22 protein-coding genes and 5 pseudogenes are annotated in these 24147 nt (G+C 42.4%); 15 read left to right on the forward strand and 12 right to left on the reverse strand.

Translation table 11 applies throughout. The annotated features are described in order from the left end of the window. Positions 1 to 234: 234 nt before the first annotated feature. Positions 235 to 1197 carry a 1-acylglycerol-3-phosphate O-acyltransferase, YihG family gene (yihG, locus tag TT12_RS07465; protein WP_045453521.1) on the reverse strand — a complete coding sequence of 321 codons (963 nt, stop codon included), beginning with the start codon at positions 1195 to 1197 and terminating at the stop codon, positions 235 to 237. 351 nt (positions 1198 to 1548) lie between these two features. Between yihG and TT12_RS18360 the strand changes: the two genes are divergently transcribed. From TT12_RS18360 to TT12_RS07500, 7 genes and pseudogenes are all read left to right on the forward strand, one after another. After that, positions 1549 to 2202 carry a YiaD family glycine zipper/OmpA-like lipoprotein gene (locus TT12_RS18360; protein ID WP_045444070.1) on the forward strand — a complete coding sequence of 218 codons (654 nt, stop codon included), beginning with the start codon at positions 1549 to 1551 and terminating at the stop codon, positions 2200 to 2202. Between the two features lie 470 nt (positions 2203 to 2672). After that, a pseudogene (locus TT12_RS07475) lies at positions 2673 to 4132 on the forward strand (imelysin family protein). Positions 4133 to 4433: 301 nt separating this feature from the next. Beyond that, on the forward strand, positions 4434 to 6113 hold the full coding sequence (locus TT12_RS07480) for a di-heme oxidoreductase family protein (RefSeq protein WP_227678894.1): 1680 nt from the start codon (positions 4434 to 4436) through the stop codon (positions 6111 to 6113). Between the two features lie 147 nt (positions 6114 to 6260). Further along, the gene (locus tag TT12_RS07485; RefSeq protein WP_045453525.1) at positions 6261 to 7409 is read left to right on the forward strand and encodes an imelysin family protein; all 1149 of its coding nucleotides are present in this window, start codon (positions 6261 to 6263) and stop codon (positions 7407 to 7409) included. A 3-nt stretch (positions 7410 to 7412) separates the two neighbouring features. Then, a complete protein-coding gene (locus TT12_RS07490; RefSeq protein WP_243443483.1) occupies positions 7413 to 8831 on the forward strand; it encodes a DUF1513 domain-containing protein in 1419 nt (472 codons plus the stop codon). 124 nt (positions 8832 to 8955) lie between these two features. Next, positions 8956 to 9624, forward strand: coding sequence for a M48 family metallopeptidase (locus TT12_RS07495; RefSeq protein WP_045453527.1), 669 nt, complete (start codon positions 8956 to 8958; stop codon positions 9622 to 9624). A 154-nt stretch (positions 9625 to 9778) separates the two neighbouring features. Continuing rightward, a complete protein-coding gene (locus tag TT12_RS07500; RefSeq protein ID WP_045453530.1) occupies positions 9779 to 10384 on the forward strand; it encodes a methyltransferase domain-containing protein in 606 nt (201 codons plus the stop codon). Here the strand turns inward: TT12_RS07500 and TT12_RS07505 are convergent. Together TT12_RS07505 and TT12_RS07510 are read right to left on the reverse strand one after the other, a co-directional pair. Beyond that, positions 10362 to 10892: an HD domain-containing protein gene (locus TT12_RS07505; protein ID WP_243443484.1), complete on the reverse strand. Its 531-nt coding sequence runs from the start codon at positions 10890 to 10892 to the stop codon at positions 10362 to 10364. The two genes, TT12_RS07500 and TT12_RS07505, sit on opposite strands and share 23 nt — an antisense overlap. Positions 10893 to 11089: 197 nt before the next feature. Then, positions 11090 to 11997 (reverse strand): annotated as a pseudogene (locus TT12_RS07510) (hydrogen peroxide-inducible genes activator). A 348-nt stretch (positions 11998 to 12345) separates the two neighbouring features. Between TT12_RS07510 and ahpC the strand changes: the two are divergent. Then, the gene (ahpC, locus tag TT12_RS07515; RefSeq protein WP_045453533.1) at positions 12346 to 12912 is read left to right on the forward strand and encodes an alkyl hydroperoxide reductase subunit C; all 567 of its coding nucleotides are present in this window, start codon (positions 12346 to 12348) and stop codon (positions 12910 to 12912) included. A 173-nt stretch (positions 12913 to 13085) separates the two neighbouring features. On the opposite strand, the gene TT12_RS07520 is transcribed toward ahpC, so the two are convergent. Beyond that, positions 13086 to 13334 (reverse strand): HP1242/YdcH family protein, encoded by a 249-nt coding sequence (locus TT12_RS07520; protein ID WP_045444089.1) that lies wholly within the window; start codon positions 13332 to 13334, stop codon positions 13086 to 13088. 502 nt (positions 13335 to 13836) lie between these two features. Here TT12_RS07520 and ahpF point away from each other — a divergent pair. The 4 genes from ahpF to TT12_RS07540 all read left to right on the forward strand — a co-directional run bounded on the left by ahpF (position 13837) and on the right by TT12_RS07540 (position 17261). Further along, a complete protein-coding gene (gene ahpF, locus TT12_RS07525; RefSeq protein WP_045453535.1) occupies positions 13837 to 15414 on the forward strand; it encodes an alkyl hydroperoxide reductase subunit F in 1578 nt (525 codons plus the stop codon). A gap of 294 nt (positions 15415 to 15708) precedes the next feature. Next, a complete protein-coding gene (locus tag TT12_RS07530; RefSeq protein WP_207804022.1) occupies positions 15709 to 16341 on the forward strand; it encodes a hypothetical protein in 633 nt (210 codons plus the stop codon). Positions 16342 to 16476: 135 nt separating this feature from the next. Continuing rightward, positions 16477 to 16842: a hypothetical protein gene (locus tag TT12_RS07535; RefSeq protein ID WP_045453540.1), complete on the forward strand. Its 366-nt coding sequence runs from the start codon at positions 16477 to 16479 to the stop codon at positions 16840 to 16842. Further along, positions 16788 to 17261, forward strand: a complete 474-nt coding sequence (locus TT12_RS07540) for a hypothetical protein (protein WP_207804023.1) — start codon at positions 16788 to 16790, stop codon at positions 17259 to 17261. The genes TT12_RS07535 and TT12_RS07540 overlap by 55 nt, the downstream gene beginning before the upstream one ends. Positions 17262 to 17312: 51 nt before the next feature. Here TT12_RS07540 and TT12_RS17015 read toward each other — a convergent pair whose 3' ends face one another. The 7 genes and pseudogenes from TT12_RS17015 to TT12_RS07565 all read right to left on the reverse strand — a co-directional run bounded on the left by TT12_RS17015 (position 17313) and on the right by TT12_RS07565 (position 21528). Further along, positions 17313 to 17669 (reverse strand): glutathione S-transferase C-terminal domain-containing protein, encoded by a 357-nt coding sequence (locus TT12_RS17015; protein ID WP_243443485.1) that lies wholly within the window; start codon positions 17667 to 17669, stop codon positions 17313 to 17315. Positions 17670 to 17679: 10 nt separating this feature from the next. Then, positions 17680 to 18060, reverse strand: coding sequence for a thioredoxin domain-containing protein (locus TT12_RS17020; protein ID WP_243443486.1), 381 nt, complete (start codon positions 18058 to 18060; stop codon positions 17680 to 17682). Positions 18061 to 18210: 150 nt separating this feature from the next. Next, positions 18211 to 18542, reverse strand: a pseudogene (locus TT12_RS07550) (protein tyrosine phosphatase family protein). A 128-nt stretch (positions 18543 to 18670) separates the two neighbouring features. Beyond that, positions 18671 to 18826: pseudogene (locus TT12_RS17025) on the reverse strand (beta-lactamase hydrolase domain-containing protein); the annotation flags it as partial. Continuing rightward, positions 18799 to 18996, reverse strand: coding sequence for a hypothetical protein (locus tag TT12_RS17030; protein ID WP_243443487.1), 198 nt, complete (start codon positions 18994 to 18996; stop codon positions 18799 to 18801). The pseudogene TT12_RS17025 and the gene TT12_RS17030, both read right to left, overlap by 28 nt. 217 nt (positions 18997 to 19213) lie before the next feature. Next, positions 19214 to 20923, reverse strand: coding sequence for a SulP family inorganic anion transporter (locus TT12_RS07560; RefSeq protein WP_045453545.1), 1710 nt, complete (start codon positions 20921 to 20923; stop codon positions 19214 to 19216). Positions 20924 to 21147: 224 nt separating this feature from the next. Next, positions 21148 to 21528 (reverse strand): ArsR/SmtB family transcription factor, encoded by a 381-nt coding sequence (locus TT12_RS07565; protein ID WP_243443488.1) that lies wholly within the window; start codon positions 21526 to 21528, stop codon positions 21148 to 21150. A 279-nt stretch (positions 21529 to 21807) separates the two neighbouring features. Between TT12_RS07565 and TT12_RS07570 the strand changes: the two are divergent. The 3 genes and pseudogenes from TT12_RS07570 (at position 21808) to trxC (ending at position 23546) form a co-directional block, all read left to right on the forward strand. Continuing rightward, positions 21808 to 22679, forward strand: a pseudogene (locus TT12_RS07570) (MBL fold metallo-hydrolase). Positions 22680 to 22828: 149 nt separating this feature from the next. Beyond that, positions 22829 to 23011: a YgaP family membrane protein gene (locus TT12_RS07575; protein ID WP_045444095.1), complete on the forward strand. Its 183-nt coding sequence runs from the start codon at positions 22829 to 22831 to the stop codon at positions 23009 to 23011. A 97-nt stretch (positions 23012 to 23108) separates the two neighbouring features. Then, the gene (gene trxC, locus TT12_RS07580) at positions 23109 to 23546 is read left to right on the forward strand and encodes a thioredoxin TrxC (RefSeq protein ID WP_045453548.1); all 438 of its coding nucleotides are present in this window, start codon (positions 23109 to 23111) and stop codon (positions 23544 to 23546) included. Positions 23547 to 23699: 153 nt separating this feature from the next. Here trxC and TT12_RS07585 read toward each other — a convergent pair whose 3' ends face one another. Further along, on the reverse strand, positions 23700 to 24107 hold the full coding sequence (locus TT12_RS07585; RefSeq protein WP_502685170.1) for a hypothetical protein: 408 nt from the start codon (positions 24105 to 24107) through the stop codon (positions 23700 to 23702). Between the last annotated feature and the right edge of the window lie 40 nt (positions 24108 to 24147).

Raw genomic sequence — 24147 nt, forward strand, 5'->3', positions numbered from 1 at the left:
ACTAACGGTCAAAAAGTCATGGGCTCATGACTATTCACATTATCAATGAATAGAGCCAAAAAACAACCCATCTTTCATTATAATTACGCATTATCATTTACGAGTTGGGATTTACAGTCAGCATTTACGAATCGGCATTTAGCATTCAAGTTTAAAACAACAGCGCTCAATCGTAGTTTTAAAACAAATTAAAGTAATTCACTGTTGTATGCCGTTGCTCTGTTAACGATGTCTCTAAGCATTCGGAGCTTTAGGGTTTGTTTCAAACTCAGCCAACATATCGGTAATACGCTGATCTTTTTGCTGCCAAATTTGCTCTACCCAATCAAACATTTGTGATTTTACCGCGTTATCATTTTCGTAACCACCATTTTTAATACCGTTAAATAATGCATCAGGCATCTCAATATAACGCACATCGACGCCCAAACGCTTGATGTTGCCTTTCCACAAATCACTATAACTTGGCACACCATCAGGATAAACGATAGTCATATCTAGCATGCCATCGATGTCTTCGCCTAGCGCGTTAATGGCTAAAGATAGGCCGCCTGCCCGTGGCTTCAATAAATGAGTATAAGGAGACTGTTGCTTTGCATGTTTGGCTTTGGTGAAACGCGTGCCTTCTAAGTAATTTAACAAAGTAAAAGGTTTGTCTTTTAACAGGGCACAGGCGCGTTTGGCTTCTTCGATGTCTTTGCCTTGTAGAGCAGGGTTTTTAGCGACGGCTTCTTTAGAATGCCGACGCATCATTGGGAAGTCTAAAAAGTAAAAGGCTTGACCCACAATCGGAATATAAATCAGTTCAAATTTGGTAAAAAACCGTGTCAATGGCAAGCGTTTTTCACTAATGTACTGCACGATACTGGTATCGACCCAAGACTGATGATTGCTGACCAGCAAATATTTGCCATTGATGTGAACGTCATCGGGTAAGCTGATGCGCCAATCTTTACGTGGCAACATGTCATCGATCAAGGCACTGTTGATACTGATCCAATAAGTCGCGATTTTGATGACCGCTTTGTCTGCGATAGGAGCACCGGTGATGACTTTGCCGACACCCATTAACCATAAGGGAATACTACCACCGAAGCTGTTGGCTGCAATAACCCCAGTCGCTGTCGCAAGTGAAACGGCTTTGCCTAATTTAGGGTTGCGTTCGTGTATTTTTCGAATAGTAGATGTCAATCGCATGCTAAATCCTTTTCGGTCAGTCTTATTAGTATATAAATGATTCATTGCCAGTTTTATTGCACAATTTTAGCAGAAACGGTTCAGAGTGTACGAGTGTAAACGTGACTTGTGATAACACCTTGCGCTAATGGATAGTTAAAAGTGAGAACACAAACGTATCCAATCATTGTGAAAGCCTCATTAAACCATTCTGCACTTCTCATACACAGGTGTGACAAAATATTACACATGATTAGATTGTAATTGCCATAATAATGACGAGTGTATATTAAGCATGTAGATGGAATTAACAGAAAATATTTATAAAAAGCACACTTTGTCTATAATTTTTTAAACTTAAGAGGAAATATTATGCGTAATACATTAATGATTGCAGCAGTAGCGTCAGGTCTAGCTCTTAGCGGTTGTGCTACTGATCCAAACACTGGACAACAACGCTTAAACAAAACTGCTATTGGTACATTGGCAGGTGCTTTAGGCGGCGGTGCAATTTCAAAAGCAACAGGTGGTGATAACACAGGTCGTGATGCCGCGATTGGCGCAGCTTTGGGTGCTGGTGTTGGTTACTACATGGAGCGTCAAGCCAAGCAGCTTGAGCAGCAAATGGCTGGTACGGGTGTAACCGTTACGCCAAATGCGAATGGTAATATTGACCTAGTAATGCCAGGCAACATCACGTTCTCATTTGATGATGCGTCTTTAAACCCATCATTTAGACCAACGCTTGATAAGCTTGCATCGACGCTAAATGAATATAACCAAAACACGATAACGGTTGCTGGTCATACTGATAGCAAAGGTTCTGATGCTTATAACATGAAACTGTCACGCGATCGTGCTTATGCAGTAGCCAACTATTTAAGCGCACGCGGTGTGGCTTCTAGCCGTATCAATGTCGTCGCTTATGGTGAGTCTCGTCCAGTTGCTGATAACAGCAGCGAGTATGGTCGTCAACAAAACCGCCGTGTTGAATTAACCATCAATGCACCAAACAACGTACGTTAATTCATACGATGGTCTAGCTGTCATTATAGCGTTAAAAAAGGTCAGTGATAAACTGGCCTTTTTTTATGCCTGATATTTAGATTTCAAATTCAAAATGATTTTAGGTATCAGGATTCCGTTATCTTTAAATCAATATTAAAATATTTTTGGTGTTTCTATTTATAAAACAATCGTTAGCTAAATGGTTACATTAATATTAATTAAATATTGATAATGATTATCAATAACACTATAATTTACAAAGCTTTGTTATTGTGGCGATACTAGGGTAGGTTGTCAGTTCATTTGAGGCTGTTCTAAATGGACCAAAAATAGCTAAATTTTGTCTAATAGTATCAAATTCTGGTCAATATCTTGATATTATGGGCGCTGTTTTTCTCATTTTTATCAGCATTATTTAAAATGAGGATATGCCCTAATGCTCTTTATTCAAAGCCCATTTTCTTTTGCGATACTTTTTGAGGATATGTATGACGATTACCACAGTAACGAGCCGTAAGATTTTACCAACTACTTTAGCTGCTGCGCTTGCAGGGTTGTTAATGGTGTCGGGTTGTACCAAGCAAGCCAAGGAAGACACGGACTCTACCGCCGATACGCAAACAGCGGTGCAAGACACAACCGCTGCAGGTACGACGAAACTATCAGCGGTTGATCAAGCTTATACCGATAGACTTATGATCAGCTATGCCAACATGGCGCATGCTGCTTATAAAGATTCTCTAGATACTGCTAAAGCCCTGCAAACAGCAGTAGAGACATATGTGACAACACCAACCCAAGCAAACCTTGATGCGGCAAAAGCGGCGTATAAAGCCGCGCGCCAGCCGTATTCGCAAACTGAGATTTTCCGTTTTGATGAAGGCTTTGTGACAGCCAATGATAAACGAGCACTCGGTAGTATCGATGGTTGGGAAGGACAGGTAAATGCTTGGCCACTTGATGAGGCGCTGATTGATTACGTTAGTGATGGTTATGAAGGTGAATACAATAGCCAAGACAATATCATCAATAGCGATAGCATTACAGTCGGTAGTATCAAACAAGATACCAGTACTATCACTCCTGAGCTATTAGCAGAAATGAATGAGATTGGTGGTAGTGAAGCCAATGTGACGACCGGCTACCATGCGATTGAGTTTATGCTATGGGGACAAGATAACAACGGTGTTGGCGAAGGTGCAGGCAATCGTCCAGTGACTGATTATGCGACTGAAGCGGGTCAATGTACCAGCGGTGAGACGGTCAATGAAGATGCTGGTATATGTGAGCGTCGTGGCGCGTTCTTAAAAGCAGCGACTCAATTATTGGTTGATGATTTGACTGCAATGGAAGCTGAGTGGCAGCCTGAGAGTGAGAATACCTTACGTAGCGACCTGATGGCTCGCAAATACGATAATGGTCTACGCCAAATCATGTATCAGATGGGCAGCCTAGCATTGGGTGAGCTTGCTTCTGAGCGTATACAGGTTGCGTTTGTAACGGGCTCTACCGAAGATGAGCACGAATGCTTCAGTGATTTGACCCATCTAAGCTATGCCAACAATGCCCGTGGTATCCAAAATGTCTTTAACGGCAACTATAAAACAGTCGCTGGTAAGAGCGTTGGTGGTTATGGTGTTAAAAACTATCTAGTCGATACGAACAACAAAGAAGCGGCTGATAAATTGGCGACTGACTTTGCTAAGGTAGAAGCCGCCTTTAATGTGATTGTTGAAAAAGGTGAAAAAGAAGGTATCAAAGTTGATCAAATGATTGCCACCGCTGGTCAAGTAAGTAACAAGGTATTTCAGCTGAAGAGCAAAATACCCGTCGTAGCTGGATTGAAAATAGTATCACTAGCCTACAAGAGCTGACTGCTGGTATCGAAAATGCGGCAAAAGCGGTCGGTATTGACAATTTAGATGCTGACGCAGGTTCGCAGTTTTAATTGCTCATTAATCTACTGGCTTAACAGCAAGCATAGCAGTGATTGACATAGCATTATCGACATAGTATTAATCGATAATGCCTGACAAGTCGTTATAAGCTAATGAGAATTATTTTCATGGAAAAATAATTTAGGTATAATACACACGTTGTCGACTACCGTTGGCAGCGCGTTTTTTTACCATATTAAAATAGCCTGATAGGTCAGTACGTCATTACATTGCTGTACCTTATCGACTAGAAGTGAAACACTTTATAGCATGCGATTTTAATGGTTCTAGATTAGAACTAAGGTACTCTTTATGAACACCACGATGAACACGACAAATATTTTCAAAGCCAAAACCCCTACCTCTTTTTATGCGTCTTTTGTCAGCAAAACCACCCTGTTAAAGCCAACGCTTGGTATTCTATGTGTGCTATCTCTTAGTGCTTGTCAGCCAACGGACGGTGTGTCTGATGACGTTTCTGAAAACGAAAAATCTGCCATTAATAATGCTGACAACCCAACGCTAACACCTGAACGCCTCCAAACCATCGAAACGCTCGCTGGCGTACCAATGCAGCAATTGGCAAGCTTTGATCCGCAAGAGGTCAAGCAAGGTGGTGATACTGGTATTAGTATTAGCAGCGCTGAGAGTTACTCTAAACCTTCATCAAACTTGACGGCATCACGAAAAGGGCATTTTTTTATTGGTAATGCATTCTTTCGGCAACCGTGGGTGATTGCCCCTGCCAGCACTGACAGCCGCGATGGTCTGGGCGCATTGTTCAATGTTGCTGCCTGTCAGTCGTGCCATGTCAAGGACGGTCGCGGTCATGCGCCTATGACTAGTGATGACGATGCCGATAGCTTGCTTATTCGCCTTGCGATGCCAGCGACCACCGATGAGCAGCGTCAGCAACTGCAAAACTCACTTATCGAAAAAGTCGTTCATCCTATGTATGGTGGTCAGTTACAAGATCGAGGTATCCAAGGTGTGCCTGCTGAAGCCAGAATTGCGGTGCAGTGGACAGACAAGCCTGTTACTTTTGCGGATGGTCATGTCGAAACATTGCGTGCGCCCACCTTTAATTTAACCAAACCGGGTTATGGGGCATTTGATGATGATTTGATGGTGTCGCCGCGAGTGGCTTTACCGATGATTGGGCTTGGGTTACTCGAGCAAATACCGGATGAAGCGATTAAAAAACAAGCGGTTGATAATAAAAACAGTACGAATGGCGATATCAGTGGCAAGTTCAATTGGGTCATGGATCCACAGACTGGCAAGCATGCCCTTGGACGCTTTGGCTGGAAAGCTGGGCAAACCAAGCTGATTACTCAAAACCAAAGTGCTTTTAATGAAGACATGGGCTTGACCTCAAATATACGTCCTCATGAATCCTGTATGCCGACACAGACGGCTTGTATGAATGCGACGACTGGGGCTGATGAGCAAGGCAATGGTAAGCCGCCCGTCGAAGTCAATGATGAAGTGGCTAAGTTTGTGGAGTTTTATACGCGCAATTTGGCGGTACCGCATCGGCGTGATGCTGACGATACGCTAGTGCTAGCGGGCAAAAAACGCTTTTATGATATGGGTTGCCAAAGTTGCCATACACCAAGATATCAGTTGCCAAAAACTGACGATGACCATCTTGAGCAGCATGGACAAGTAATTTATCCTTATACGGATTTGCTATTACATGACATGGGTGATGATCTTGCCGATCGCACGATTGCTGGAAAATTACCCGCAAAAAATATCCAAGTTGAGTTTTTAGCGAATTCTTATGAATGGCGTACGCCTGCTTTATGGGGCATTGGTCTGGCGCAAACGGTCGATCCACAAGCGACATTTTTGCATGATGGTCGCGCCCGTACGTTGATGGAAGCGGTGCTATGGCACGGCGGTGAAGCCCAGAAGCAACAGCAAAAAGTACTCAAACTCGACAAACAAGGTCGTTCTGAATTGAATGCGTTTTTACAGTCATTATAGAGGTAATGTCATTTATCTATGCTAAATGATTGAGTAATAACTGAGAAAATAAGTGTTGATAAGGTTATCCGCCCAATCAAACACTAGAGACTAGAGCTTGTAAAGAGTAGAATTTAAACCATTATTGATAATAATATTGAGAAATTTATGAAAATGAACCATGCTTTAGCGATGGCCTTATCGGCCTTAAGCGCAGGCTTGCTGATCAGCTGTGTCAAACCGGCTGATGACAATAAAGCGCCAGAAGTAGATAGCCAAAAAGTTGCGCAAGACAGTGCGGCATCTACCAGCGTTGCAGAAAAAGATAGTAGTGGAGATAAAATTACCGCTGTCGATATTAGTGCCGAGACTGAAAAGACCTATTTGACCCATGTGGCAAATGACATTGTCATTCCAGCCTATGCGGATGCCGCAAAACAGAGTGATTTATTGCATGATTTGGCGCAAAAGCATTGTCAGCAAGCACCAGTCAGCGGTGACGAGTTGCAAGCACTGCGCGATCAATGGCTAGTGCTCGCACAAGCATGGGCAGGCGCTGAGATGATTAACTTTGGCCCAGCGACCGCCAGCATGAGTAATTTATATATCAATTACTATCCTGATGAGCGCGGTCTGGTACACAGTGGCGTTGCCGAGCTAATTGCTGCCAATCCTAAGCTCACCGCCGAGCAATTGGCTAACGAGAGTGCCATCGTGCAAGGGGTGCCAGGATTAGAAGAAGCGTTATATGCCAATGACAGTCTGGATGCTGCTCAATGTGCTTATGTGATGAGTGCAAGTAGTGCTTTGAGCACGCGCCTAAAAGATATTGAGAAAAACTGGCAGCAAAATGCCACTAGTCTATTAGCCATTGATAAAACGGCTGACAGCGATCAAGGATTGAATCAATGGTTTAATTCTTTACTCTCGTTGGTTGAGACCATGAAGTCTAATGCCATCGATCAACCGTTAGGCTTAACAGGAAAGGCAAAAGGTCATTTGCCAGCCGCTACCGCAGAGCAAAGCCGTGCCATTATCAATGCTAAATTGGCGACATTGAATGAAGCACTGACAGATCCCGTTTTGACCGCTATTTTGGGCAGCAATAATGAAAATGAAGTCGCGGATAACTTATCGACCGCGCTTGCTGATGCCACTACACTATTAGCGCAAATGCCAGAAGACTTAGGGACTGCCGATAAAGCCACTCAACAAGAGCTGTATGATCACCTCACGACTATTACACGTATTATTAAGCGCCAATTGATTCCGACGCTGGGTATCCGTGTGGGCTTTAACAGTACTGATGGCGATTAAAAAATGCACTCTATCGATACTAAGACAGCAAATAAATCACAGCCGCAGCCAGAAGATAAGCAGTCTAATAATGAGCTGCTGGCAACATCAGCATTGACGATGCTTTCTACTATAATGGGTACCGTAGCGCTTGTCTGTATTCATCATCGTTATCGCAAGCAGCGTCAGCCTGATGCCCGCTTGCAGGATTATGTCGTAGGCATACGTTCGCAGTTGCAGTCGTTAACCTCTACACCAACACCCCAGTTAGCACGGTTTAGTTACGCTTGTCAGCAAGCCGCTACTGCATGGCAACACGCTTGTTATTTATCGCTAGATGATAGGAAGAATACCAACCATCATAGCGTCGCTGACTTTAGCGCGGCACATACCACCACCGTACTGACGCGACCCATTTGTTGGGTTAGCGGTGTCGCCTCTATGCCAAAAAATAGCGCATTAGCAAATGATGAGCAGCGTGATGATAATGATTTTGGTGTGGTCGGTATTGACGCTGAGCGACAAATCGTTTGGCAAACGACCATGCCTGAACGTGTTCACGATATTGTCGTTCAGCCTGTGCTTAGTGATCAAGATAGTACGGTGAAGAATCATAGCAGTCGTGACGTCGTGGTGATGGGGCGCCGTCCGAGCGAAAAATTTTGGGTATTAGACACAGCAACTGGAGAAGTAAAATTCGCCATTAACGCTGCAAATAACCGTCATTTTTATGGACACGCTTGTTATAGCTTAGATGGTAAGTTGCTGTATGTGACCGAGAATGACACCATAAATTTGGATGGTAAAATCGGTATCTACGATGCTTACGATAATTATAAAAAAATAGCAGAGTATGACTCGCATGGTATCGGTCCGCATGAGCTGATTATGCATCCTGATGGCGAGACGTTAGTGATCGCTAACGGCGGTATCAAAACCGAGCAAGCGTCGCGTGAAGAGCTCAATTTAGACAGTATGCGTCCTTCATTGGTTTACCTCAGCCGTCATACTGGCGCTTTACTTGAGCAGATTATGCCTGAGCACAATCAAATGAGCGTGCGTCACCTAGCCATGCATGACGATGGTATGGTGATGATAGGTATTCAATTCCAAGGCGAAAAGCATATTAATGTACCGTTAGTATTGACCCATAAGCGCGGTGATGCTGATTTTAAAGCGCTCATTATGCCCAATGATCAATGGCAGCGCTTTCATCAGTATATCGCCAGTGTAGCGGTCGATAGTGCGCGTAACCTACTATGCGTGACCACACCTATTGGCGGTTGTGCAGCGATTTATGATTTAAACACTCGCACCTTAATAAATGACGTTAGCTACCAGATTGTGCAGGGGCAGCAGTGTTTTTGCGGCAAAGTACTAATAATACAGCCAATCATTATGAGCGATCAGGTTTTATCGTTAGTGATGGTCAAGGTCAATTGACCAGATTAACGGTCAATGATTTATCTATACCAAACTCAGACATCGTCACTACAAATCAAGCTATCGTTAAAGACAGTCAATGCCATATGATGTCGTTTGATAATCATCTGCAAGCGCTCTGAGCATGAATGTACCGCCAGCAAATCATTCGTTTTTATTAGACAGCGCTAAACATTGTTTGGCGCAAGCAGATATTGAGCTACATATCAGCAAAAAGCGGGTTAAAAATATCAATTTCCGCTTAAAGCCACATCAGTTACTGGTATCTGTACCACTATTTATTAGCCCAGCCCAAGCTGCGCAGGCTGTGATGAAGCGTGTGTCATGGGCGATAGCAAACCATCCGCAAGTATTAGAGCAGTATAAACGGCAACAACTTCCTTTAGCGCAAGCTTTAACTGCTGATAGTACTTTGCTATTGTGGGGTACAAAGCAACCGTTCATTTTAAACCATGATGAAAAACTTGCCTATTATCGGCAACATCTTTCTGAAGCGATACCTGCATTATTTGCAAAGTGGCAACCGATTGTCGGTGCGACAGCCAATGAGATACGCCTAAAAAAAATGCATACGCGCTGGGGTAGTTGTAACACGCGTGCGCGCCGAATTTGGTTATCTGTGTATCTGCCTGCTTATCCTATTGAATGCACAGAATACGTCATCGTCCATGAGCTGTGTCATTTACACCATGCCAATCATAGTGCGGAGTTTTGGCAGACGGTAGCGAATGCGATGCCAGATTATCAGAACTGGCATAATATGCTGGCAGGGAAGACTGGAAAATTAGATTAAACGATTTATCTAAATAATATCCATAATCGTAAGGCGTGTCCTCATTTTCATCACCATCTTTAAAATGAGACACGCTCTAATAAGCCTGATATGATAAGACATAACGATACAAATCGTGTCGTTTAAATAATAATTTTGTCTACAGGGATGTCGTATGGAAAACGTCAATCAAGCGCAGTTTTGGCAGCAGCGTTATGAGCAAGACAGTATCGGTTGGGATATGGGACAGGTATCACCACCGCTCAAAGCCTATATGGACCAACTGCCCGAATCTGCCAAAGAGCAAGCGATTCTGGTGCCGGGTGCGGGCAATGCTTACGAGGTAGGTTATTTACATGAGCAAGGGTTTACCAATGTCACCTTGGTTGATTTTGCCCCTGCGCCGATTGCAGCGTTTGCTGAGCGTTATCCTGACTTTCCAGTTGAGCATTTAATCTGTGCCGACTTTTTTGAGTTATCGCCTGAGCAGTATCAGTTTGATTGGGTGCTTGAGCAGACGTTTTTTTGTGCGATAAATCCATCACGCCGTGATGAGTATGTGCAGCAGATGGCAGCGTTACTGAAACTGAATGGTAAGCTGATTGGTTTGCTCTTTGATAAAGACTTTGGACGAGAAGAACCACCGTTTGGCGGCACAAAAGCTGAATATCAGCAGCGTTTTGAGCAGCGTTTTGATATTGAAATCATGGAGCCAAGCTATAATTCGCATCCTGCACGGCAGGGCAGTGAGCTGTTTATTAAGATGCGTGTAAAAGCGTAATTTCGTGCTCAATATTTTTTCTAGCCTGCTTCTCTAACCGTGCATAGTAATAATCTGTCAGATAAAGCGTTGGATGTGCCAGTAATTCTTTTAATACGGCCATGCGTCCGACGCGATAATCGTCATCTGAGACATGCGCATACTCTTGGCGTACAGCGTGAGCATAGTGTTCATACTCCGACCAAGATACCCCTAAAATACTTAAGTCCATATCTAGTAAATAAGCGGCATCGCTGTATTTTTCTCCTTCGTTAGTTTCGTCTGACCATTTGTCAACTTGATGACTAGCCGTCATCATAATCAACGCGTAGATATGTTGGCATTGCTCCGCATTTAAATAACCAGTTAATGACTCTACTGCATACTCTGCACTTTTAAGCTCGTTATCTGAGCGCGTCGGCTCATATATCACATCATGATACAACAGTGCTAACGCAATGATATGCGGCTCATGCAAATTATCCTTAACCTGATCGAACTGCCCAAACAACTGCTGAATATGCTGCAAGCTATGATAAGCACGCTGCGCTCGTTATAACGCATGGTGATATCCTGCCAAAGTATGCTCACTTGCTCTGGCGTGATATGGCTACTCATAGCGGATAAATGCTGCGTAAAAATCGTACCAAGCTCAGTATTTAGTTGCGATAAATCGTCCATCGTTAACCTTCGTTTGATAACTGCTGGCAATTTATAACCAACAGATTATTCTTTATTAGCAGCATCTTCAAAGGCTTGCTTAAACACTTTACCCAATAAGTTGACGTCATCGACACGGGCGTAGTTCAGACGGGTGACAAAGGCAATATGACGATGTGGTCCTTGCTCAGCGAGTGGTATCGCGACGGCATTTTGGTTCTGCAGATGCAGCTGATCCAATGCCATTTCTGGCACCAATGTCGTTCCCATATTGCAAGTGCCATCTGTATAAGGGTATTTAGACTGGCATCTGAAAAGCTTGATTTCATCTGTGCACGGTCAAAATGACAGACAGAAAGGGTTTGATCGGTCAAGCAATGCCCTTCGCCGAGCAGCATAAGATTGGCGGTAGCCAGCTCATCCGCGTTGATGGTTTCAAGCTTGGCATGCACATCATCTTTTGGGAATACGGCAAAGAAATCCTCGCTCCAAAACTCAAAGCTGTGCAAACCATCGACTGCATAAGGCAGCGCGATAATAGCGGTATCAATATGACCGTAACGCACTTGCTCTAGCAACCGCTCCGTTTGTTGCTCAACGATGGTCATACGAAATTCTGGATAATTTGCTCGCAGGGCAGGTAAGACTTTTGGCAGCAGATAAGGCGCAATCGTTGGAATGATACCGACAGTCATCGGATACGCCAGCGGCGATTGATGGCTATGGGCGCGTGTGGTCAAATCATTGACTTCAGAGAAAACTCGCTGCGCCCGTGTTAAAATGTCTTCACCGATAGGGGTAATCAATACTTGCTTATTATTACGCTCAAAAATCTGCGTATCCAGTTGCTTTTCTAACTCGGCAATACCCAAGCTCAGTGCCGATTGCGAGATATTACAGTCTTCTGCTGCACGTTTGAAGTGACGGTGCTTGGCCACTGCTAAAGCAAACTCAAGTTGACGTAAAGTAATCATAAAACCTCTCTATTAATGGGTTTTTAACGTGATATATTATGCTGATTCATTTGGTGTACCAATTCGATATCCAAACTCGATGTCATCTTAACGTAACCTAACGGCTGTATAGTGACTGACGCATGCTCTATAGTGGCTTACGCATAATGCACTGATGATAAAAAGTAGAGAGAATAGTTTAACAAGTTTAATAAAACAAAACATCACATTAAAAACTTTTAACTGGATTAACGATAGAATTCGCGTATAGTTTGTCAGGTAGCCCAAAGCAGTAAAGGCTTAATAGAAACAATCATACCAAGAAATTTTAATCAACTTAACTATCAATCAACTATAAAGGAGCCAATCATGGCGTCTATTATTAATCAAGAAATCCCAGAATTTTCAGCTGATGCGTACGTTAATGGTGAATTCAAAACCATCACTTCAGAAGATGTAAAAGGCAACTGGGCAATCTTTTTATTCTACCCAGCTGATTTTACCTTCGTTTGCCCAACTGAACTTGAAGACATGGCGGCTCATTACGACGAGCTTAAAGGTTTGGGCGTAGAAGTATACTCAGTATCTACTGATACTCATTTCACGCATAAAGCATGGCATGACTCTTCAGAAGCGATCGGTAAAGTACAGTACCCAATGATCGGTGATCCTACTGGCCGTATCACTCGTGGCTTTAACGTCATGATCGAAGAAGCAGGTTTGGCTGAACGTGGTACATTCCTAGTTGATCCAGACGGCTTGATTCAAGTTGCTGAGATTCATGCTGGTGGTATTGGCCGTAGTGCAAAAGACATGCTACGTAAAGTGAAAGCAGCTCAATATGTTCGTGAAAACGATGGCGAAGTTTGCCCAGCAGCTTGGGAAGCTGGTCAAGAAACATTAAAACCAAGTCTTGATCTTGTTGGTAAAATCTAACTCTTGATTTAACGAACTTGCTCAATACTTTAGATATTTGTAGTGCTGTATATCCTACTTTGAGTTAAATCAGCATTATAAATGAAGACCCCATCAGCATAAGTTGATGGGGTTTTTTTATGTCATTTATCAATAAGTGTTTTTATTCATGCATCGTGATAATAAGTGAAGCGCTAAGCATGAGATTGTAGTTTATTTTTATCAATTATCTTATAAATCTCATCTTTTAAATGCAGTTTTCGTCGTTTCATCAGTTCAATTTCTTCATCGCGACTGGTGTGTGTCACCAAGTTTTTATCCAACTGATTAATCTGCTGATCTAGCTGGGTATGCTCATCAAAGATCGTCGCAAAATGACTGTCTTTTAGCTTAAGCTCAGCAATAATGTCTTTGTTATCTTGCCATGTATCAGTCTTTCTCATGTTGTCATCCTTGTTATGAAGCGCAAGTTTGCAGTAAGCATCCGCGCATGGTCGTAAGATTGTTTTGATGAATTGCTATGATTTTGAGACTTGATTTTATTAAGCCAAAACACTATTTAGCTCAATATGGATAAGACCTAATAGTAGCAGAAAGCTTCTTTGATAAACTTGCATAAAAGACAATCTGCAACGAGGGAAATAAGAGTTTTTCTTATTAGCCTCATTTGATTGTAGCGAAAAAATAGCCTTGTTACCATGAGAATAATCCACATATAGATTAATATTTAATTATAAATGATAATTAATGATTGGTTTTATAAAACATAAGGTTTGAGTTTCTCAGCTTGCCGAAACCCTCAGAACCTATGATAATAGAGACATCAAAGGGCATAAACTTATGGCCTACAATATTTCAGATAAAATTATTAATACCAAATAGTCTATATTTGAACGAGCAATATGACAGTTGCCGTTACATATCCAGTAATGATGAGGAACAAACATGATAGATAAAAGTTTATTAGATGCCATCAAAAGTTATAGCGAAAAAATGACTCGTCCAATTACCTTTGTATTGGGTAGTGGCGAACATAGCAAGCGTGCTGAGTTGATTGATTTTTTGACTAAAATCGCTGGCACCACAGATAAAATCAATTTTGATGCAACAGCAACTGATGATAGCTTACCAAGTCCAATTAGCTTTAAAGTAGTCAGTCATGTCGATGGTGAATTGACTGATACGGGTATTGTTTTTAGTGGTATCCCCGGTGGTCATGAGTTTACTTCGCTGATTTTGGCTATTTTGCAAGCCGGTGGTCATACGCTAAAATTGGATGAAAGTATTCAAAAGCTGATTAAGCGTTTTAATAAGCCACTACAGTTTCAAACTTACGTGTCGCTATCTTGCCACAGTTGCCCAGAAGTGGTACAAGCGCTCAACCAGTTTGCACTATTGAACGATGGTATTAGCAACGAGATGATTGATGGTGCTCTATTCCAAGAGCAGGTTGATGCCAATAACATCCAAGGTGTACCAGCGGTATTCTTAAATGGTAAACCGTTTGCCAATGGTCTCATCGACACGGCCAAATTGATTGGAAAGTTGCAAGAGCAGTTTCCTGACTTGTTAGCAGAAGCTGATGACGATGCTGAGCAGTTAGAGCAGCAAGATGTGACGATTATTGGTGCAGGTCCAGCTGGCGTTGCCGCTGCGATTTATACCGCTCGTAAAGGCTTAAAAGTGACGATGGTTGCTGATCGTATCGGCGGACAGGTGAAAGACACGCAGGATATCGAAAACTTAATTTCTGTGCCTTTAACCACGGGTACTGAGCTATCAGCGAACTTTGAAAAGCATTTACGCGAATACGATATTACTTTAAAAGAGCACGTCAGCGTCAAAGAAATCAGTGAGACAGAAGATGAAAATTATCGCATTCATCTAAACACGGGTGAGACGTTTGAGACACGCAGTATTATCTTAGCGACGGGTGCTCAGTGGCGTAAGCTTGGTGTTCCGGGTGAAGAAGAAAACATCGGTAAAGGCGTGGCTTTCTGTGCTCACTGTGACGGCCCGTTCTTTAAGGGTAAAGACATTGCAGTCGTCGGTGGTGGTAACTCTGGTATCGAAGCGGCATTAGATCTTGCTGGTATCGTGAAGCATGTGACCGTGCTTGAGTTCGCGGATGATTTGAAAGCGGATCAGGTATTGATTAACAAAGCCAAAGAAAAAGCCAATATCGAATTTATCACTGGCGCAGCGACGCAAGAAATTAAAGCGACTGATGGTAAAGTGACTTCGATCGTTTATCAAGATCGCAGCACAGGTGATACTCATGAGCGTGACTTGGCAGGGGTGTTTGTACAGATTGGTCTAGTACCGAACTCTGCGTTTGTTAAAGGCTTTGTTGATCTAAATCGCTTTGGCGAGATTGAGATTGATGAACGCTGCCGTACGGATCGCAAAGGTATCTTTGCTTGTGGTGATGTAACTACTGTGCCATTTAAGCAAATTAATATTGCGATGGGTGAAGGTAGCAAAGCGGCATTATCAGCGTTTGAATACTTGGTTATGCAGTAAGTTATTTCACGCTAAATTTATTCTAACAAGCCACCTCTTTTGAGGTGGTTTTTTATGGGTGCTGATATACTACTTGTAAAAATTTATAAATTAACTTATGTTCGTTAATATTTTATGAGAACATTAATAGTGAAAAATAAATATGCAATTCGCAAAAATAATCATTGGGTTAAATGTCTGCTTTTTATATCGTTTATATTTAGTGTAAGCAATGCTTATGCAGGGCAAACCGTCAATGAGATTCTGAATGAATACTATCCCATCTATAATGAGGCTAAGCAGTGTCGAGGTATTATGGCTAATAACGGTTCATCAGATGGCGAAGGCACACTTTATCAAAACGGTTACTGTATTAAAATTGATAGACAATTGAAGGTAGAAACTAGACAAGGCACAAGATTGTATGTATCGGTAACTGGCGACATAGGTTTTAATGAAGATGGTAGCGAAGCGTATGGAGCACACGTCTTTTCTGGTCTAGTAGGCATGTTTGTTCTAAAGCCACAAGGTTCAGGCTGGGAAGTAGAATCTGCCAATCCAGCGATGAATGCAGGTGCTTCTGGTAAAGGTCTAAAAGACTGGAAGCTGATACAAGTTGCCCCTGATAAGTGGGGATTTATTAATATTCATAGTGACTCGCATTGGGTTCATTCAGGCTCGGCTTTTGTGTTACTTACGCCAGACAAGAGTAATATTAGAAGAAGCTGGGTAGAAGCCAAGTATGAACATTCTAATGGAGGATCTGGGTCAGCAGGAGGTTGTAGCAATCCTGATGCCAGTACTTGTACACTTTTAAAGGCTAAGCTAGGCGTTGATAAGAAGACGATAATTAATGGTTTTTATCCGTTAGAGATTACGTTAAACGGTTTTGAGGATGATAAAGTATATAAAAATAAAGTCTATCTTATTAAATATCAGCCCGATTAGGGTATCAAGTACCTAATGATTATCCAATGAAAGATGTCAGTTTTTAAGTGTCGACTTTATTGTTTATATCGTACTGTACATCACGCTGCAGCTGTCGCAAAAAATAACCGTTAAGCGTTTAGGAAAAGATAAAGTATGACAAACTTCAAACTATCACAAATAACTTTAAGCGTTGTTGGTGCGATTACGCTTATGAGCTTATCAAATGTTGCATCGGCAAAAAGCGTTAATGAGATTATTAAAGAATACTATCCTATTTATAATAAGGCTCAACAGTGCCAAGGTATCATTGCACCCTCAGGGCCTTATAATGGTTTAACTGGAGAACGGGAGTTTACGGGCTATTGTATTGAAATCGATAGACAACGAGTATTAGAGACTGATAAAGGTAAACGTTTATATATAGTGGTGAAAGGTAACGCTAGTTTAATGAGGATGGTGAAGCGTTGGAGTATACCGACACTCGCTTTGACAGTGGTTTGGTCGGTATGCTTGTATTGAAACCACAAGGTAGTAGCTGGCAAGTAGAGTCAGCAAATCCTACCATGACCGCTGGAAGTTTTGGTTTTGGTCTTTCTAAATGGCGTTTACAGAAGTTCGGACCGAATGCGTGGGGGTTTTTAAATAAGCATAGCAACGTAATCCAAGGGTACTACAACGATTACCTAGTCATATTAATACCCGATGGAGGAGGTATCAAAGAGAGTTGGATAGGCATGGATCATAACAACGAAGACGTTGGGAAATGTGAAGAGGACATGTCAGAGTGCGATAATACCAAAACTACTTTTGCCATTGATAGTCGTAAAACGGTTAATGGATTTTATCCTTTAGAAATAACACTCAATGGATTTGTGAAAGGCAAGAAATATCATAACGCTACTTATCGTATTAATTATCAAAAAACAAAGGCTATATAGAGCCTAATGAATATCCTTTAAAAGATAATTATTAGGCTCGTTTTCAATGATTCACTTTTGGTCAGCCAACACCCCAACCACCGAAAGTATCTCACCTGCTTCATCTTCTTTAATTACGCGAGTTTCTTCAAGTGCTGCCTCTCGCCAAGCCTGTAGATGAGGATTGTTTAACATCGTCTCACAATACTGTTTGGTCGTTGATTTCAATACTATGCCAGAGGCATCGGCATACGTTTGCAAACGTAGAATAACTGGTGCGAAAAAAGCATCAGCGGCAGTGAAATGACCAAATAGATAACTGTCTTTTGAGCGCTCTTTCAGGCAATCTTCGAATATTGTTTCTATACGCGCGATATCATTTAAGCAGGCATTGCTGGGTTGTATTTTTGCTTTAGCTCGAATGTTCATCGGCATCTCGCTACGAATGCCTATGAACTGAGTGCATTTCCGCGATGATGCTTTGGCAATAAGCGCTATTTATTCTATTTCTAGTATTGGTCTCAGCGTCAGACTTCCTCAATCCTGTCCAAAGATCTAATTCTGTCAAATAATCATTGGCATGAATGGCAATCGCTAAAGTATCCCAGACCGTGACTTTTTCCTCATCTTGAGCATAGGCCAAAACTGGCACTTTGCCTGTTGGCGCATGCTCATTGAGAATGGGTATCGCGGATGGATGAAACAGCTCAATCAGTTGCTCGTCGAAGTCAATATTAAAAGCTTTGAATAGTAGCCAAGCTCGCAATGACCATGACGAATAGTTTTTATTGCCGATGATGAGTAGCGGTTTTTGCATCATAAAATCCTAGTGAGCTGTATAAGTAGTATTTTATTATGTGCTCAATATTAAAAATTAACCAGTCTATAGTTCAGTAATTTCAATAAAAAACGCCCATCCAAAATTTGGACGGGCGTTTTTTCAGCAGTAGCGATTATATTTAAATCACTATCAATCGTCTAATAAATCCATACGCTTTGCCGCTTCATAAATACCTGTTGAGCGGTTGCCAGTACGGCAAAAGATCAGCATTGGCTGTTCAGCTTGATTAAAGAAATCAGCAAATTCTTCGACATGGTTTTGATTAAGCTCACTACCAGCGAAAGACACTTCTTTATAAGCAAGACCTGCTTTTTTAGCAGCGGCCTCAATCTCAGCGCTGGTCGGTTGATTCGGCTCTTCACCATCTGGACGGTTGTTAATAATGGTTTTAAAACCATTTTCAGCAATCATAGGTACTTGATCAGGGTGATTTGTCCGGTAATACTAATTTGATGGCTCATAAGAGCTCCTTTTTATTTTTCATATTAAATAAAGTGTGTGGCGTAAAATACAGAATCTTAGACTAATCTTAATAGGCAACTTTCTAAAGAGAACGTATGTAAGCGCTATCGCTTTTTTATAGTAACGGTTATAACAAACCTTGCATCAATGCGCTTTGATACAACAATTTAGCACGTGCACCTGTCCCGCAAAACATCAATATTGGTTTAGGCATAGAGCGATAAAACGCCGCAAACTGCTCGACAGTCGCCATGCTCAAGCGCTCATCATCAAACGGTAAATGATGATAAGTAAGGTTGGCTTTTGCCGTCGCACTGGTAAAATCACAGCTATTGGCTGAGTTTCTGTCTCGGCATCAGGACGAATATTGAGCACGGAGCGGTAGCCAAGCTCAGAAATCTTGGTGCATTGGCTTGGATAAATTTGCTTATAAATGGTTAAATTATCGGTCATAAGTAGCTTCGGTCGCGTATATTAAAAGACGTTTGGAGGTATCGTATTGTAGCTAAGCGCCATTTTATAAAGGCTGTACTTTAGGTATCTCTTCTAAAGGCTGTATTTTTTAAGGGCTTATACCAATTTAGCATAACACAGCTTTTATCATATCTATATTTTGTCACAGCATAATAATAAGTATGCTTGATTGAGCAACATATGTCTCACAGACCGATTAGATATCTTTTAGCGCATTTACCGCATCCATCGTGCTTAAATAAACTTGACCTGAGAGGGTGGTAATGACCGGAGTATGCTCGATGATGTCCATTACTGGCCCTTTAATAAAGCTAAAGTTTAAATGTTTATTTTGGTTCAACAGCTCTTGATTAAGACTGATAAGCATCTCTTGTCCGGTCAGGTCAATGTGATTGACTGCTGACATAATAAGAATAATCTCATGCGCTTCTGGATATTGCTGAGTGGCTTGTATGACCCTACGATGGACAGATTCACTATTGCCAAAAAATAAGCTCTCATCGATACGCAGCATCAATAAATTGCTAAAGGTCACCACATCGTGACGGTTTATATTGCGAAAATGCCCTGTGCCAGCTAGCTGACCAACAACGGCGACGTGCGGTTTACTCGATTGCCAAATGAGGCTAGCAAACGACACCATCAAACCAATCACCAAGCCAGTATTTAATCCAAATATCAATACGCCGATGAATGCCGCCAAAAAGCTGGCCGCATCTAGGCGGTCGCGTTGCCATGCCGATTTCAAGGTTGCTATATCAATGAGACCGATGATCGATGCCATGATGGTTGCACCCAATAAAGCGTAGGGCAGTGGTGCGAGTACATTGCCAAAAGCGATTAAAGCAGCAATCATGACCAGCACAGTTACTAAACTTGCAACTGGTGTTTTGGCACCTGAGTCGGCATTGATAGCGGTGCGCGAAAAGCCACCAGCGACAGTAAAGCCTTGAAAAAAGCCACCTGCCATATTGGCAAGCCCCAGTCCAGTCAGCTCAGTATTGGCGTTAAAAGCCTCACCGCGCAGGCGTGCATAGTTGCTGGCGACGGAGCTGCTAGAGACAAAGATAATCAATGCCATCAAACCTGCGCTAGGTAATAGATTCAGCGCTTCATCGAAGTCTGGTACATAGGGCAGGGTAAAGGATGGTAAGCCTTGTGGAATACTACCAATCGTGGCCACGCCGTTCGTGGTCCAGTGTAAGCTGATGCTCAAAACAATCGCAATACCGAGCAAAATAAGCGGAAATAGTCGCTCAGCCCATTTGGCATAAGACACTGATAACCAGGATTTCCATAGCCATTTGCTACCGTAGCGATTGGCCACCAACAGTGCAAAAGCAATGACGCCAATAACTAAGGTTAGCGGATGTAGCTGGCGTGCATAAAGTTGCATGCTTGATAGATAACCGATTAAGTTATTTCCCGCAATCGGAATCGCAGTCAGATATTTAAGCTGACTGACAAAAATCAATACGGCGGCACCACTGATAAAGCCTGCTGAAACGCCGCGACTGATAAACTGCATAATCCAGCCAAGTTTGAGCCGCCCTGCTAACCATAACATCGTACCAACCATCAATGACAGCAAACTTGCCATCAATATATACTGCTGAGTACCCTCTGTAGCATAAGGATGCAGGCTGCTGGCTGTCATAATCGCTGTAATAGCGACAGGCCCTACTGCTTGCACATTACTCGATCCTATCCATGCATAGACCAACACGGGGACGATGGCCGCGTAGAGTCCATAGACGGGTGGTAATCCTGCCAATACCGCATAACCTAAGCTTTGTGGAATGACGAGCACCCCAACCACCAACCCAGCAACAACGTCAGTTGGCAAGGCAGACAGCTGGTATTGACGCAACCAAGCAGGAATCAGACGAGCGGCGATAGAAGGCATAGCAATATGTCATCACAATATATAGTCAATCCTATATAAATCAGATACGGTGTCAGACTCGCTTAGTCTACTAGTTGTAGTACTTTCGCTCACCTTCTTTGTATCTAAACTATATTGAACCGACTATAGTAGAAAAAATTGAATAGAAGAAAATTTAATTACAGCTAAGCGCTAAATTCACAAGGTAATGCTGAAAAATTAGGTTGACAAGTGATGCTCAAAAATCAAGCCAACAAACTAGCCGTCAGTTTTGGCACAAAAGCGTTCATACAACAAATGTAACACTGCCAAGCATCGTCGCTGGCAATACTATAATAAATTTGCTTGCCTTCGCGGCGGGTCGTCACCAGCGCATCTTTGCGTAGAATACCAAGCTGCTGTGACAAGCTTGGCTGACCAACACCGACTAAGCTTTCGAGCTCGCTGACGCAATATTCTCCTTGAGTCAACTGACATAAGAGTAATAAGCGATCCGGATGTGAAAGCGACTTTAATAGTTGGCTGGCTTGCATGGACGCTTGCTGCATTTGCTCAGCAAGGTCTTTAGGGGCAAAGTCTGCTACGCTAGATGACGCATCATCAATGCTGGTAGTCGAGGTGCTCAATGCTGAAGTAGAAGTAGTCAGAGCAAGCTCCTTATATAAGACATAATAAAAAATTTAGGATTAATAGCTAAGATAAGATTAATTATCAATGATATTGCCACGGATATCAAGTTATCATTATTTACATTATATAAATTGATAAAATGTTAAATCGTTGCTATATTGGTATGCATCGTTGATAAATATGTGGCGGTCAATACGATAAGCTGAAGCCGGTGCATATTATACTGAACAATTTATCAAAAAATAAAATATTCATCTAAAAGCAAAGAGGTAGCCATGCAAGTTCATTCATTCTTACATAGCGACACAGAAACTTATACTCACGTACTCGCGGACGTTCAACAACAAGTCTGTGCCATCATCGATCCTGTATTGGATTTTGATGCTAAGTCAGGGCGCACGAGTACTACTAGCGTCGATGAGGTGATAGGGTTCGTCCGCGAGCATGGTTGGGAGCTGGTTTACATCATAGAGACTCATGCGCATGCTGACCATATATCCGCCGCGATACATGTCAAAGACACACTCGGTGGGCAGTTGATAATCGGTCAACATATCACCGAAGTGCAAAAAATATTTAAGCAAATATTCAACTTTGATACCAGTTTTCGCACCGATGCCAGCCAGTTCGATATTCTAACGGATGAGGGCGATACTTTGGCGCTTGGCAATATTACTATTACGGTCATGTATGTACCGGGTCATACGCCGGCAGATATGGCTATATTGCGACTGATGATGAAAAGACCGTGGTCTTTGTTGGTGATACTTTATTTGCTCCTGATGTCGGAACGGCTCGCTGTGACTTTCCAGGTGGGGATGCCAAGACGCTGTACCACTCAATCAAGAAGCTCCTTGCGCTCCCTGAAGATACGATAATATATCTGTGCCATGATTATCCAAGCAAGGGTCGCCAGCACTGTCCAACCACGACTGTCGCTGCACAAAAACTGGGCAATATCCATGTCAAAGATGGCATCAATGAAGCAGAGTTTGTGCAAATGCGTGAGCGCCGCGATGCCACTCTTGACATGCCGCGTCTCATTATTCCATCGGTACAAGTAAACATCGATGCAGGTCATTTCCCAGAGCCAGAAGACAATGGTACCCGTTATCTCAAAGTACCGATTAATGTACTTGGACAATAAAACAGACATCAGAAGAAGCAAACATTATAAACATGCATCACGTTACGTAAGCACAATACGAGTATAAGCCATCATAATGCTAGTCTTTACCGTAAACACATGGCTATATTACTCTTCTACATTAAGCCTTCACACTTAAGGATTGAACCATGGAAATTAATATCGGCAGTACTGAGCGTTTACTACGTATCATCGCGGGTGTTGTGATTATCGGCTTGGGTTTGTATTTTCAAAGCTGGTGGGGCGTGATTGGCTTAGTGCCTTTACTCACAGGACTCTTCCGCTTTTGTCCTTTGTATAAAATGCTTGGGATGAATACCTGCAAGCGTTAAACGGTCGCTAGATTTATTATCATAAATACATAATCAAGCATGGGTATTGGATACTTTGATTGACCAATACCCATGCTACTTGCATAGGAGTCTTATAATGAGTGAGCAAAACTCTCATCTGATCTGCCCACATTGTCAGGCAACCAATCGCATACCAGCAGCCAAACTTAGTGCTGCGCCAAATTGTGGCAAATGTGGTCAGCCGTTATTAACGGGTAGTCCTCATGAACTAAACGCCCAAACGGTTCGTAAAGCCATTCAAAAAAATGAGGTCTTGACCATCGTTGATTTTTGGGCGAGTTGGTGTCAGCCGTGTCTAATGATGGCACCGCAGTTCAAAGCCGCAGCGTCGCAACTGCCACAAGTAGTGTTTGCCAAAATACAAACCGATAAATATGAGCAAGCGGCGGCACCTTATAATATTCGCAGTTTACCAACCATGGTGGCTTTTAAAAATGGTAGAGAGATAGCACGGCAGTCAGGTGCTTTACCTAGCGATCAAATTGTTCAGTGGGTACAAAGCTTACATTCTTGAGTTTTAACGAATTATGATTATAAAAAAGCCAGTATGCTTATTGCATGCTGGCTTTTTTATAACAAATACTATCTAAAGTCATCAAAGAATTGAGCAGTTAAATATTACTTATCAAACTTAACTTATTAAATATAATCTATTAAACATAACCGATCACGCATTACTCGCCATAAATCTTAACACCATTGGCAAAGCTACAACGCTGAATGCGGGCGGATTGAATGATGGCATCACGCTCGCCATAGAGCCGTGATAATTTTGCATCGCGCGCCTTAGTATTGTTGCTTTTGCCAACGCCAAAGCTAATATTAGGGGATATACCCCAACGTCCTGCAGAAACCCCAACCCCGACACCTGAGGCGGATAAGTTGATTGCTCATTGCGCGCCGCGTCGACATAGCGATTGACGCGGGTATATTCTTGACTAAGGGCTTGGCAATCATAACTTTGATACGTACTTGGTGGCACATATTGTGGCGTGACATTGCCCGTTGAGGCACAGCCTGAGAGACCAAAAATGCCAGCTGTCGCCAGTAGTGTCGCTGCAGTAAGAGTTTTCATAGTGGCTCCATTAGGCTAGGTTAAGGCGATTGTATTTATG

The organism is Psychrobacter sp. JCM 18903, assembly GCF_000586475.1.
Lineage (GTDB): Bacteria > Pseudomonadota > Gammaproteobacteria > Pseudomonadales > Moraxellaceae > Psychrobacter.